The 12,763-nt window shown below is 57.5% G+C and carries 14 protein-coding genes; 4 read left to right on the top strand and 10 right to left on the bottom strand.

Annotation, left to right across the window (positions count from 1 at the left end; translation table 11 throughout):
* The first annotated feature begins 37 nt into the window (after nucleotides 1-37).
* On the top strand, nucleotides 38-517 hold the full coding sequence (locus tag B30_RS01080; RefSeq protein WP_009570123.1) for an RNA pyrophosphohydrolase: 480 nt from the start codon (nucleotides 38-40) through the stop codon (nucleotides 515-517).
* 7 nt (nucleotides 518-524) lie between these two features.
* On the opposite strand, the gene B30_RS01075 is transcribed toward B30_RS01080, so the two are convergent.
* The 5 genes from B30_RS01075 to dapE all read right to left on the bottom strand — a co-directional run bounded on the left by B30_RS01075 (nucleotide 525) and on the right by dapE (nucleotide 6,383).
* Entirely contained in the window at nucleotides 525-1,787 is a 1,263-nt protein-coding gene (locus B30_RS01075; RefSeq protein ID WP_009570122.1) for a lytic murein transglycosylase, read from the bottom strand.
* Between the two features lie 99 nt (nucleotides 1,788-1,886).
* Nucleotides 1,887-4,142, bottom strand: a complete 2,256-nt coding sequence (gene rnr, locus B30_RS01070) for a ribonuclease R (protein WP_009570121.1) — start codon at nucleotides 4,140-4,142, stop codon at nucleotides 1,887-1,889.
* A 74-nt stretch (nucleotides 4,143-4,216) separates the two neighbouring features.
* The gene (locus tag B30_RS01065; protein ID WP_009570120.1) at nucleotides 4,217-4,786 is read right to left on the bottom strand and encodes a TIGR04282 family arsenosugar biosynthesis glycosyltransferase; all 570 of its coding nucleotides are present in this window, start codon (nucleotides 4,784-4,786) and stop codon (nucleotides 4,217-4,219) included.
* Nucleotides 4,787-4,803: 17 nt separating this feature from the next.
* On the bottom strand, nucleotides 4,804-5,229 hold the full coding sequence (locus B30_RS01060) for a GNAT family N-acetyltransferase (RefSeq protein ID WP_009570119.1): 426 nt from the start codon (nucleotides 5,227-5,229) through the stop codon (nucleotides 4,804-4,806).
* Nucleotides 5,226-6,383 carry a succinyl-diaminopimelate desuccinylase gene (gene dapE / locus B30_RS01055; RefSeq protein ID WP_009570118.1) on the bottom strand — a complete coding sequence of 386 codons (1,158 nt, stop codon included), beginning with the start codon at nucleotides 6,381-6,383 and terminating at the stop codon, nucleotides 5,226-5,228. Before dapE ends, B30_RS01060 begins: the two co-directional genes overlap by 4 nt.
* A gap of 427 nt (nucleotides 6,384-6,810) precedes the next feature.
* On the opposite strand from dapE, the gene B30_RS01050 reads away from it, so the two are divergent.
* Both B30_RS01050 and B30_RS01045 read left to right on the top strand, forming a co-directional pair.
* Entirely contained in the window at nucleotides 6,811-7,809 is a 999-nt protein-coding gene (locus tag B30_RS01050; RefSeq protein WP_152002603.1) for a Hint domain-containing protein, read from the top strand.
* Between the two features lie 59 nt (nucleotides 7,810-7,868).
* Nucleotides 7,869-8,921, top strand: a complete 1,053-nt coding sequence (locus B30_RS01045; protein WP_009570116.1) for a transporter substrate-binding domain-containing protein — start codon at nucleotides 7,869-7,871, stop codon at nucleotides 8,919-8,921.
* A gap of 12 nt (nucleotides 8,922-8,933) precedes the next feature.
* Here the strand turns inward: B30_RS01045 and B30_RS01040 are convergent, their stop codons facing one another.
* The 4 genes from B30_RS01040 to dapD all read right to left on the bottom strand — a co-directional run bounded on the left by B30_RS01040 (nucleotide 8,934) and on the right by dapD (nucleotide 11,551).
* Nucleotides 8,934-9,941 (bottom strand): TIGR00341 family protein, encoded by a 1,008-nt coding sequence (locus B30_RS01040; RefSeq protein WP_009570115.1) that lies wholly within the window; start codon nucleotides 9,939-9,941, stop codon nucleotides 8,934-8,936.
* 3 nt (nucleotides 9,942-9,944) lie between these two features.
* Nucleotides 9,945-10,295: a hypothetical protein gene (locus B30_RS01035; RefSeq protein WP_009570114.1), complete on the bottom strand. Its 351-nt coding sequence runs from the start codon at nucleotides 10,293-10,295 to the stop codon at nucleotides 9,945-9,947.
* 95 nt (nucleotides 10,296-10,390) lie between these two features.
* A complete protein-coding gene (locus B30_RS01030; protein ID WP_009570113.1) occupies nucleotides 10,391-10,633 on the bottom strand; it encodes a GlsB/YeaQ/YmgE family stress response membrane protein in 243 nt (80 codons plus the stop codon).
* Nucleotides 10,634-10,723: 90 nt separating this feature from the next.
* Nucleotides 10,724-11,551 carry a 2,3,4,5-tetrahydropyridine-2,6-dicarboxylate N-succinyltransferase gene (gene dapD / locus B30_RS01025; protein WP_009570111.1) on the bottom strand — a complete coding sequence of 276 codons (828 nt, stop codon included), beginning with the start codon at nucleotides 11,549-11,551 and terminating at the stop codon, nucleotides 10,724-10,726.
* A 123-nt stretch (nucleotides 11,552-11,674) separates the two neighbouring features.
* On the opposite strand from dapD, the gene B30_RS01020 reads away from it, so the two are divergent.
* Nucleotides 11,675-12,535 (top strand): TIGR00730 family Rossman fold protein, encoded by an 861-nt coding sequence (locus B30_RS01020; RefSeq protein WP_009570109.1) that lies wholly within the window; start codon nucleotides 11,675-11,677, stop codon nucleotides 12,533-12,535.
* 2 nt (nucleotides 12,536-12,537) lie between these two features.
* Here B30_RS01020 and B30_RS01015 read toward each other — a convergent pair whose 3' ends face one another.
* Nucleotides 12,538-12,756, bottom strand: coding sequence for a hypothetical protein (locus tag B30_RS01015; RefSeq protein WP_009570107.1), 219 nt, complete (start codon nucleotides 12,754-12,756; stop codon nucleotides 12,538-12,540).
* Nucleotides 12,757-12,763: the final 7 nt, after the last annotated feature.

Below are 12,763 nucleotides of genomic sequence, written 5' to 3'. Positions count from 1 at the left end.
GGGGCCGCGTGGCCCCCTTTTTTCTTGCGAGGACCTGATGACCAAAGACCGATCCACTTTGCCCTACCGCCCTTGCGTGGGGATCATGTTGTTGAACGCCGAGGGCCGGATTTTTGTCGGTGAGCGCATCGACACGCCCGGTGCCTGGCAGATGCCGCAAGGCGGAATTGATGCCGGTGAAACGCCGGAAGAGGCCGCTTTACGCGAGCTTTGGGAAGAAATTGGCGTGAAGTCAGATCATGTCGAGGTGCTGGCGCAGTCCGCTGATTGGCTGACCTATGATTTGCCGGATCACCTTTTGGGCAAGGTCTGGAAGGGCAAATATCGCGGTCAGAAACAGCTCTGGTTTGTGCTGCGTTTCAAAGGGGCTGAGAGCGCCATCAATATCGACACCGACCACCCGGAATTTGGCCAATGGAAATGGACCGATTCTGCCGGATTGGTGTCTGATATTGTGTCGTTTAAGCGCGATATTTATCAGGCTTTGGTGACGGAATTCTCAGGCCATTTGGCCTGAGATCCTCTTATTTCAACAGTTTCAAAAGCGTCTGTGACGGATAACCATCCGGGGTCACGCCGACCGAGTTCTGAAACGCTCGGATCGCATTGATCGTGTTCGGGCCAATGATGCCATCGACCTTGTCATCCAAGAAGCCTTTGCGCTTCAAAATCCGCTGCATCTGCATCTTTTCTTTAAACGACAACGGTGCATAGCCGCGCGGCCAAGACGCCTGAATCGCCGGGCCACCCCGCAGTCGATCTGAGAGGTGGCCAACGCCGATCACATAGGCATCCGCCTTGTTGTACCGCTCAATCACCGCGAAGTTGTCAAAGATCATAAAGGCCGCGCCTGACGCGCCCGCAGGCAAAAGAATCGAGCCTTTGCCGTAGTTCGGCACGGGCCGTCCGTCGATTCCCATTACCCCTAAAGAGGCCCAATCTGACGGCGCACGCATGGTGTCGCGGCGCGCAGAACTATAGTCGAATCCAGCCGGAAGTCGCACTTCGACGCCCCAAGGCTGTCCCTTTTTCCAACCGTGTTTGGCCAAATAGGCGGCCGTGGAGGCCAGCGCATCGGTCGGGTCATTCGACCAAATATCGCGTTTTCCATCGCCGTTGCCATCGACCGCAAAGGCCAGAAAAGAGGTCGGAATAAACTGGGTGTGGCCCATAGCACCGGCCCAGCTTCCCTTCATGTTATGGGGCGAGGTGTCGCCCGACTGAAGGATTTTCAAAGCCGCCAAAAGTTGGCTTTCAAAAAACCGGCCGCGCCGCCCGTCATAGGCCAGCGTCGCCATGGCTTCGATCACATTGGTGTCACCGCGGGTCGCGCCATAGGCACTCTCAACGCCCCAGATTGCCGCAACCACATGTTTATCGACGCCATACACCCGTTCGACCCCGTCCAAAACCGCCGCATGTTTGCGCATCGCCGCCTGACCGTTCGACACCCGTGTGGGGGAGGCGGCGCTGTCGAGATAATCCCAGATTTGTTTGGTGAATTCGGACTGTTTGCGATCCTTGGCGATCACGTCTTCATTATAGCGCACACCGCGAAAGGCGCGATCAAAGGTGGTTTGAGAAATGCCTTCGCGCATGGCACGGGTCTTAAACCCGGCGATCCACGCGTCCAGCCCGGCTTGTGAGGTGGATGAGACCAAGGTCACGGCACTCTCCCGATTAAATTGATGCGGCAATTCCGCAATGTGCCCCGCAGGCTGTGCGGTGGCGGAGGTGAGGCCAAGCCCGAAAAACAGACCAAAGACAGAGAGGAAAACAGGGCGCATTCTGACAGCTCCAATAACAGTTACTCGACCGTAGACCAAAACCTTGGCGGGGTTGAAGCCGGGAACGCAGAGGCGGCGATAATCCGCTATCCGTGTCGTTCAGCTCCGCCGCCGCTGTACTTTCTTGCGGATCTTTTCCTTATGGGCCTTACCTTTATTGTACTTGCGCGACACCACGCGGCCTTTGGCCCGGCGCGGTCCGCGCGGCATCAACGCCCCGTCAATTGACAGCAATTCCAACTCCAACCCGCCGGTCACAGGCACAGCCTCGGCAATACGCACAACGACCTTTTGACCAATCGAAATCTTCATGCCGGTGTCAGCCCCCATCAGCGTTTGCTCGTCTGGGTCGTAATGGAAAAACTCTGCGCCCATCGTGCGCACCGGCACAAGGCCATCGGCGCCGGTTTCATCCAGTTTGATGAAAGCGCCAAATTTTTGGATGCCCGAAATATGCCCGGTCATCTCATTGCCAATGCGTTCGCTCAGATAGGAGGCCAGATAGCGGTCATTCGTGTCGCGCTCCGCCGTCATCGAGCGACGTTCGGTTTCGGAGATATGTTTGGCCGTCACCTCCAAACGCTCAATCTCATCGGCAGACAAGCCGTCCTTGCCCCAACCATGGGCTGAAATCAGACCGCGATGGACGACAAGATCGGCATAACGGCGGATCGGCGAGGTGAAATGCGCGTATGAGCGCAGGGCGAGACCGAAATGGCCGTAATTCTCCGGGTGGTAATAGGCTTGGGTCATCGAGCGCAGGGTCGAAATGTTGATCAATTCGTCCTGCTCCGTGCCTTCGGCCTGAGCCAGAAGCCTGTTCAGATGCGAGGTGTGGATCACCTGTCCCTTGGCCAGCGTAAAGCCCGAGGCCTGTGCCACTTCGCGCAGCGCGTCAAGTTTCTCGCCCGAGGGTTCTTCATGCACACGGTAGAGCAGCGGTCGGTTGCGATGAAACAGTTCTTCGGCGGCGGAGACATTGGCCAGCACCATGAACTCCTCGATCAGCCGATGCGCATCAAACCGCTCGGCCAGAGCAACAGAGGCGACACGCCCATCTTCGCTCAAAACGATTTTGCGTTCAGGCAGATCCAAATCCAGCGGCTGACGGTCATGGCGGGCGCGTTTGAGGGCCTCGTAAGCCTCGTAAATCGGCCCGATCACCGTGTCCATCAACGGGGCACAGGCCTCATTGGGTTGCCCATCGCGGGCCGCTTGCACTTCGGCGTAATTCAGGGCGGCGGCCGATTTCATCAGACCGCGCATGAAGCGATGCGATTTCTTTTTGCCTTCGGAATCAATCACCATCCGCACGGCCAAACAGGCACGCGGCACGCCTTCGTGCAGCGAACACAGATCGCCGGACAGGCGATCCGGCAACATCGGCACAACCCGATCCGGGAAATAGGTCGAGTTGCCACGTTTCCACGCCTCGCGATCAAGCGCGGAACCGGGTGTCACATAATGCGCCACATCGGCAATCGCGACCCAAAGGATAAACCCGCCCTTATTGGCTGGATCAGGGTCGAATTCGGCCCAAATCGCATCATCACGGTCGCGCGCATCTGCCGGATCAATGGTCACCAGAGGCAGATCGCGCAGGTCCTCGCGGCCCTTGAGACCCGCTGGTTTGGCGGCATCGGCCTCGGCGATCACATCATCGGGGAAATCATCGGGAATGCCATGTTGGTGGATCGCGATCAGCGACACGGCCTTGGGCGCACTCGGGTCGCCCAGACGGGTGATGATGCGCGCCAGAGGCAAGCCCATACGGCCCTTTGGCCCGGCTTGCTCGGCCTCAACCAATTCACCGTCCTGCGCGCCATAGTCATTGCCCGACCGGACCAGAAAGTCTTTGTCGTTGCCTTTGTCGATCGGCACAACCCGCCCACCTTCGGCATCTTTGCGATAGATACCCAAGATTTTGCGTGGATTAGAGCCTATTTTACGGATCAGGCGGGCCTCATATTGGTGATCCTCGCCTTTTACCTCTTGCAGCTTGGCCAAAATCCGCTCGCCCTCGCCCAAGGCGGCATCGCTTTCACGCAGTACCATCAAAATCCGGGGCTCGGGACCTTCGCCGGTCCATTCCAGCGGGCGCGCAAACAAATCGCCCTGAGCGTCAGGGGCAAACACGGACAAAACCGACACCGGGGGGAGTTTATCCGGGTCGCGATAGGTCTTGTGCCGCTTTTGCAGGTGACCCTCCGCCTCAAGTTCTTTGAGGATACGTTTCAGGTCAATCCGCGCAGCACCTTTGATGCCAAAAGCCTTGGCAATATCGCGTTTTGCGCTCTCAGTCGGGTGATCGGAAATCCATTGGAGGATTTCGTCTTTGGTGGGGATCTTGTTCATAGGGCGAATCTACCACGGCCCGCTGCGCCTCACCACTGACAAAGCAGCGGATGTGATGAAATCATCATGGGCGGTCAGTCGCGCTCATTCAGTCGGCGCAGATCAGAGAGGTCATCAACATCTGAAAGCGTCTCTAACTTGGCCCAACTCATCTGTTTTGCCGAAGCAAGTGTGTCCTCTCGCGCCCAGCGCGTGGACCAGCGCACTGAGGTTAAGAAGCCTGCGGGTTGCTGCGCCGGGTGACGCAGCCCGATGAGCCAATATCCCCCATCTGCGGCAGGGCCGATCACGGCAGAATGTGACCCTAATCCTGTAAAAGCCTGTCGAATGTGGGCTTTTTGAAGACCCGGAATATCGGCACCAATGACACAGGTTGGATGCGGAGCGCAGGCCCGCATCACGCGCGCCATACGGGCACCAAGGTCACCATGACCTTGTGGCATTTTGATAAGATCATCGGGCCAAACCCGACTTAAAAGACCTTCGTGATCTGGCGAGACAGCCAACACAATATCCCAACGAGGATCGCGCAGGCGTCGGATGGTCCCAAGCGCTTGGTGACGAAACCACCATGCCGCGCGCACCATGCCGATGTCACGGCCCAGCCGGGTTTTGACCCGACCGGGATGCGGTTCCTTAACCATAAGGACCAGATGTGGCCTCACAGGGCGAGGACCATGTCGTGATGTGGGATGCCACCGTCCATATATTCGTCGCCAATCACGCGGAAACCGAACCGTTCATAAAACCCGATGGCGTGATTTTGCGCGCCGAGTTTCGCGGTTTTGATATGAGGGCGGGTCTTTAGATCGGCCAAACACGTCTCGATCAGAGCCGCCCCAAGCCCCGCGCCTCTTTGCGATTTTTCGACACAAACCCGGCCTATTTTGCCGATTTCACCAGCTTCGATGATGCGTGCGGTGCCCACGGCGGCACCCGCCTCGTCTTGGGCGAGGAAATGCGTCGCCTCATCGTCGAATGTGTCGATTTCTTCTTCAAGTGGGACGTTTTGTTCCTCAACAAAAACCACCAGTCTCAACGCCAAACAGGCCTTGATGTCATCGGTTTTGCAAATGGTGATGCTCATGCGAAATAGTCCCCAATCAGGCGGGAATAGACCCTTTTCAGGTCTTCGATTTGCGAGACTGGCACCTGTTCGTCGACTTTATGCATGGTCTTGCCGACGAGGCCAAATTCGACCACAGGGCAGTGGTTTTTGACAAACCGCGCATCCGACGTGCCGCCCGTGGTTGAGAGTTCCGGGCGCAGGCCTGTGACCGTCTCAACCGACCTGGCCACCAAGTTCACGAAAGCACCGGGAGGTGTCAGGAAACTTTCGCCCGAAATGGAAAACCGCACCTCGATTTCGATCCCGGTTTCCTTGGCCATGCGCGCGGCTTTGGCGCGCAGCCACTCAGACAGAGACGCGCCTGAGTGAGCGTCATTAAAGCGGATGTTGACGGTGGCCTGACAGAGTGCCGGAACCACGTTGGTTGCCGGATTCCCAGTGTCAAAGGTTGTGACTTCTAGGTTGCTTGGGTCGAAATGCGCCGTGCCCTGATCCAGCGTATGTGCCGAGAGATCGGCCATCAGCCGCGCCAAAACCGGGACCGGATTGTGGGTCTGATGCGGGTAGGCGACATGACCCTGAATGCCGCGCGCGGTGAAATAGGCGGTGAGAGAGCCACGTCGTCCGATTTTCATCATCTCGCCCATGGTGTTCGGACAGGTCGGTTCGCCAACAAGGCAATCACTCATCGCCTCGCCGTTTTGCGCCATCCAATCGAGCAGAGCGATGGTGCCATCCGTGGCGTCGCCCTCTTCATCGCCCGTGATGGTGATGATGATGGCATCATCTTTCGGCTGGGTTTGGGTCGCATAGTCGCAAGCGGCGGCAACAAAAGCCGCCACGCCGGATTTCATATCGGTGGCCCCACGCCCCCACAGCAGACCATCTGCGATCTCGCCGCCAAATGGGTCATGGGTCCAAGCCGCAAGATCGCCGACGGGGACAACATCCGTATGGCCATTAAAGCCCAAGCTGCGCGCCGCGGCCTTTTTGCCCCAACGGGCAAACAGGTTTGGCGTGCCATTGCGATCGACCCGAACGCAGACAAAACCGGCTTTCGTTAACACGCGTTCCAAAAGGGCCAGCGCACCAGCCTCGTCTGGTGTGACACTTGGACAGCGGATCAAGTCGGCTGTCAGTTGAACGGGATCGAGCGGTGTATCGAGCGCCATTGCGGTCTCCTTTGGTCCCCAAATATGGCCTCAAGAGTTACCCGCCCCGCCCGCGCGGGGCAATCCGAAGATTGTTGCGCGGTTGTAACAGATCACACCGCCATTCTTGAGCGGGCGGAAAAGTGTTAACTAAATCCGAATTGCATGTTTGAGTATGATCAAAACAAAGGTGAGGCAGACGTCAGACCCAGTTGCGGGTAAACCCGAACGGTTCTGTCACCCATTAACAAGTCAATAAAACGCGGTTTTCCGTGTGGTTTCCCAAATGTTGGATCTGCGTCATCGGCACTGTGCAGATTATGACCTTTGAACAAGGTCATGGTCATGAGGGGGCGGGCATCATATGGCGTGGCTTGGGGCAGTGGCAACGAAGTGCCACCCGGTTTACAACTCACTTGGATTGCAGCAAGGTGCCGCGCGTGGGCCCGTGGGCCGCCGTGTCTTGCACAGCGGCAGTGTGATCCTTGAGACTGCGATCCCGGACCAATTTTGCCAGCCACTTGATCTGATCGACTTTGAACGTCACGCCGAACTCAGACGCAGTTTTCATATGGTGATGGGTCCCAATGGTCGGCTTTGGGTGGCCGTCGAACAGGGTCAAACCCTCTCCGTTCTCTCTCTTGATCTATCCGCATGGAGCAAAGAGACCCCCATTCGCATCACCTACAGTTGGTGTTGTCAAACCAACAGCGCGTGGATTGGTGCCGAGAATCTTGAGACTGGCGCCATAACATCCAAATCCTCCACCGACCGTCCTGTGCCCCTACACGAAGACGACCTTGCGCGGATATTGTTTGCCGTCGACAGACCGTCCCTGACCTCCGATGTGACCTGTTTTGCCTTTTCCGATCATGTTGAACCTCTAGGCTATTCCGAAGGTATCGCCGCTAAAGCACTGGTCGATACCGAGCACGGGCCCCGTTTGATCGAAACGCTCACACCGGGGACACTCATTTCCACCCATTCGGGCGGCCTGTCGCCTTTGGTGGCCCTGATCGAAACCACATTGCCAAACATCGGACGCATGGGGTTGGTCCGCCTGCGCCGACCCTTTCAAAACCTGCTCCAAACCCTCGACGTCTCGCAACGCTGCGAAATCCTGACGGAAGGGGTCGATACCGCTTATCTCTTTGGCGTCGAAGACGTGTCGATCAAAGCGATGCACATCGCGCCTTTCCTTCCGGTCACGACCTCTTCGGCCGGATTGGTGTCGAAACGCTACAACCTCGTGCTTGCTGATTTTCAGGCCTACCACGTCGCCGGCATTCGCGTCATGCCCCTGGCCCTGAACCATGACCCACACCAACCAGCGCCAACCCGGCTGTCGCATCTCAACGCGATACAGATCCCAAAACGATGCGGTCATGACCCCGCATCCCTGTTGCGCCATGAAGCCCTTGCGCTTCTTTCCGATCGCTATCTGTGATCCGCGATTGAAAGCGGGGCCAAGCTTATGCCATATGCGATCTGGATGGGGGTGATGCTATGAATCACATTTTCCGCCTTTGGGCGTTTCTTTTGCTGTTGTTCAGTCCCATGTCGGGCTGGGCACAAGACCTTAAAATTATGACCGTCTCGCGCGTGCCATTTTCTATGGTCGAGGCCGGGCGTGACACCGGCTTTTCCATGGAGCTTTGGGACGCATTGGCCACTGAACTTGGCTGGAGCTATGCCATCGAGAGGGTGGACAGCTTTACAGAGATGCTTGGCGCGATTGAGGATAACACGGCAGACGCCGCTATCGCCAATATTTCGATCACCGCAAGCCGCGAGTCGGTCATGGATTTTTCCCAACCGATCTTTCAGGCCGGTCTGCAAATCATGACCCCGCTGGGCAATGAAAGCAGTTCCATTTGGGCCGTTATCCTCTCAAAAGATCTTTTGATCGCTTTGGCGGGGGCTTTCGCGCTTTTGCTCGGGGGCGGCATGTTGATGTGGCATTTTGAAAAGCGGCATCAAGAGTATTTCGACATGCCCGCCAGCCAAGCGATGTTCCCGGCCTTTTGGTGGGCCTTGAACCTTGTCGTCAATGGTGGGTTTGAGGAGCGGCAACCACGCTCGCCCATGGGCCGTCTGTTTGGCGTCTTTCTGGTGATTTCGTCTCTGTTTTTGGTGTCCGTTTTTGTTGCGCGCATCACCGCCGCACTGACAGTGGATGCGATCCAAGCCAATGTGAACGGGCTTAACGATCTCTATGGCAAAACCATCGGGACGGTTGAGCGCTCGACGGCTGCGGAGTTCCTCTCTCGGCGTGATCTGAGCTTCGTGCCTTATCATGATCCTGCGGCGTTGATTGAGGCGTTCGAACAGGGCGAGATTGACGCGGTGGTTTATGACGCTCCAATCCTTGCGTATTATGTGACCCAAAAGGGTCGGGGCAAAGCGCGGCTCATTGGGCAGGTCTTTGTGCCAGAAAACTATGGGATTGCGCTGCCCTCGGGGTCTGCGCTGGCCGAGCCAATCAATCAGAGCCTTTTGGAACTGCGGGAAAATGGCACGTATGATGCGATTTATCGCAAGTGGTTTGGGTCGAAATAGACCCAAACCGCCTTAATTGTGCCAAAAATCGGGATGCCCAAAGCCCCATAAGGCGAGCGTCACCAACAGGACCAGCCCAACAGAGATGGCAAGGCTCACGCGCACAGATGTGGCGTGGGCTTTGCTTTTCCACCGTCTTGGGCGGATGCCTTTGAGGACAAAAACCACCTGTGCGGCGAGGTTGATGGCGACGATGTTAACGGCCACGCTTGCCAGGGCGCGTACGGCCATGTCCCAGTTTTGCCCCCCGATCAAAAGACCGAACCCCGCCAGCGGTGGCAAAAGCGCGGCGGCCACCATGACGCCAATCAAAGCGGAGGTGCTACCAGAGGCAACCATAAGCGCGGCTGCCGCCCCTGAGGCCAAGGGCAAGATCACGGTCTGAAGCGACAGGACGCCGGAGTAATCCAAAAGGCCCGTGTCCTGAGACGGAGGAAACATCTGCCCGATCACCGCGCCGACCAGGACCGACACTAAAATCCCAGCGCCCAAAGAGCGCGCCGAGAGTTTCAACAAGGCGAGGTTCCCAAGCGCCGTGCCAAAGGCAAAGGCGATGATCGGACCCAAAAGCGGGGCGATCACCATAGCGCCGATAACCACTGCAACTTGACCAGATCTGAGCCCAATTGCCGCAACACAGGTCGCAAGGGCGGACATGATCAAATAGTCTTTGGTCAGCGCGGCATCGGCACGAATGTCGGCGTAAATGTCTTCGCGTGTCGCCGCTGTTTCCTTTTGGGCGATCCGTTCCTGTTCGTCCTCATCGGTGTTTTCAGGCAGGCTGGATTCCGTAGCCAAGGCATAGAGCCGCCAGCCTGTGCGACCGTCCAATGTCTCGGCCAGACGGTCGACAACCTCTTGGGCATCCGCTTTGTGCAGAGCAATAAAAACCGTTATCCGCCCGTCCTCACTGCCACAGGGTACTTGCCACCAATCGCGGGACGACATGTCGGCAAGACAGTCAGAGACATCCTCGAAATCTTGTTTTGAAATCACAAGTTGGACGAGGCGGTCCGCCATGGCTTAGTGCCTCACGCCGTCATCGCCTTCAAAAAACGGCGTCAGTTGCGCCACGATGACCGAATTCTCATCCAAGGCCCGCTGCATCAGCTCTCGTTCGTCGTCTGAAATGTCGTGGCCCTCGGCCAGCCGCTCCTCCAACGTGCCATAGCCCGTCACATCAAGCGGCGCGAGGTCGGCCTGTTTCAGGATCGCAACGCTTTCACGCACCGCCTCGGCTTCGTCCACACCGGACGCATAGATCATAAGCGCGCCGCCAGTGGCCCCTATGGGCAACCCGTCGCCGTCTTTGCGACCCACTTCGACCAGCAGGGTGTAGACCTTTTGGCGGCTGATTTTTGGTTCTTTTGTCATGCCATCCGTTTGCTGAGCCGACGGGGGAAAGTCAAGCCTCAGCGGATTGACAAGCGGTGATCCCGCCAAACAAAGGCGGGATCATGACAGGCGGCTCAGCGCACCTGGCGCGCCACCCAAATCAAAAGGCTTGCGCCAAGAACGCTCACGACGAGCTGCGGTAGCCAAGCATTTGCGGCATAAATCCCCAAAAGCGACAGGATCAGGTTCAACACAAAGGCGCCAACAATCCCCAACACGATGTTCATCAGAAGGCCTGTGTTGGCTTTCATCAGGTTGCTTGCAATCCAGCCCGCAATGCCGCCGATGATGATAGACGCGATAAGTCCAAGTCCCATAAGACACTCCACATTTACTGACATTTGGCAATGAAAAGGGCGCGCAAAGGTTGCCCTCCGCGCGCCCGCTCTCAATAGATATAGGATAGATCAGTCGCGAAGCAACTCGTTGATCCCGGTTTTCGAACGCGTTTTCTCATCCACACGTTTGACGATGACCGCGCAATAGAGGTGCACACCGTTTTTCGACGGCATGGAACCCGCGACGACGACGGAATAGGGGGGCACTTCGCCGTAGAAGACTTCGCCGGTGTCGCGGTCGAGGATTTTGGTCGATTGGCCGATAAAAACGCCCATGCCCAAGACCGAGCCTTCGCGCACGATCACGCCTTCGACAACTTCAGAACGCGCTCCGATGAAACAATTGTCTTCGATGATGGTCGGACCAGCCTGCATCGGTTCCAAAACGCCGCCAATGCCGACACCGCCGGAGAGGTGGACGTGTTTGCCGATCTGCGCACAGGAGCCAACGGTGGCCCATGTGTCAACCATCGTGCCTTCGCCGACATGCGCGCCGAGGTTGACGAAAGACGGCATCAACACCACGCCCGGCGCGATATAGGCAGATTTGCGGACAACGGCGTTCGGCACGGCGCGGAACCCGGCGGCTTTCCATTGATTGTCGCCCCAGCCTTTGAATTTGCTGTCGACCTTATCCCACCAACCAGAGCCTTGCGGGCCGCCAGCGTGTTCTTCCATGTCCTTGATGCGGAAGCCAAGCAAAACGGCCTTTTTCGCCCATTGGTTGACGTGCCAATCGCCATTCTCGCGCTTTTCAGCCACGCGCAATGTGCCGCTGTCGAGCGCGTTCAACGTCTCTTCGATCGCCTCGCGGGTTTCGCCCGTGGTGGCGGGGGTGATCGTGTCGCGCGCCTCCCAGGCGGCTTCGATGGCGGCTTCGAGCAGTGCATTGGACATGTGGGTCTCCCGGATCAACATGGAATATCTGTTGGCAGAGGCTATAGTCGGTCCAGACCCCCCGCGCAACGCGAACGACAGCAAAGCGCGGCAAAGCAAAACACTTGTGAGGCACTGCACATCATGACCGACCATCCCCAAGCCCCCTCCACGCGCCGCCATCCGTTGCGCGACAGCCATATGGATATGGAGACGGCACGGCATATTCCCGATACGCCGCAAACCCGTTCGCCGTCTTATGCCTTGGCGTTTACCGATGGCACGTTCATGTGCCGTGATGAATTGCGTCCGGTGCGGCTTCAGTTGGAACTGCTTAAACCTGAATTGATGATGGCCGAATATGGCGTCGAAAGCACGATTGTGCTGTTCGGCGGTGCGCGCATTCCCGAGCCTGCCAAAAAGGACAGGGCCCGGACCAAAACCTTGGCCGAGCTGACGAAATACTACGCCGAGGCGCGCAGTTTCGCCCGAATGATGACCGAGCGCGCCAAGGTGAACGGGCATCGCCATAATGTGATCGTGACCGGCGGCGGGCCGGGGGTGATGGAAGCGGGCAATCGCGGTGCCAAGGACGCGGGCGGGGTGTCAATCGGTCTCAACGTTGTGCTCCCGCATGAACAAGCGCCAAACGAATATGTTACGCCGGAGCTGTGTTTCAATTTCCACTATTTCGCGATCCGCAAAATGCATTTCCTGATGCGCGCAAAAGCGATTGCGGTGTTTCCGGGCGGGTTTGGGACGCTGGACGAGATGTTTGAAAGCCTGACGCTTATTCAAACCGGGCGGATGAGCCGGGTGCCGTTCTTGTTGTTTGGTCGGGCCTTTTGGGAAAAGATTATCAACTGGGAGGCCTTGGCCGAGGCCGGAACGATTGCCCGGTCCGACCTCGATTTGTTCAAATTCGTCGAAACCGCAGAAGAGGCCGTGGCCGCGATTGATGCGTGGCCCATGGAGGGCACGCGCGATCATATCGACGGGCGCTGAATTCAGGTTTTTTGGGCGACGGAGATTTCGGCGTCCAAAAGATACTCTGTCGCGCTGTCGGAAAACCGAACGCCATCCATCGCGCCGTCCATCGCCCGGTGCATGTAGCGATCAAGGGCCATTTCCTGCACCACGGTGCCGATGGTTTGACCGCCTTCGCGGGCCAAAAGATGTAGCATTTCAACCGTCGATTCAGACAGCAAAAGGGTGATTTGTTCCATTTTGGAA

The organism is Celeribacter baekdonensis B30, from assembly GCF_000299875.1.
Classification (GTDB): domain Bacteria; phylum Pseudomonadota; class Alphaproteobacteria; order Rhodobacterales; family Rhodobacteraceae; genus Celeribacter; species Celeribacter baekdonensis_A.
Note: the sequence above shows the minus strand (reverse complement) of the source record. Positions and strands in the feature narration are given on the sequence as shown.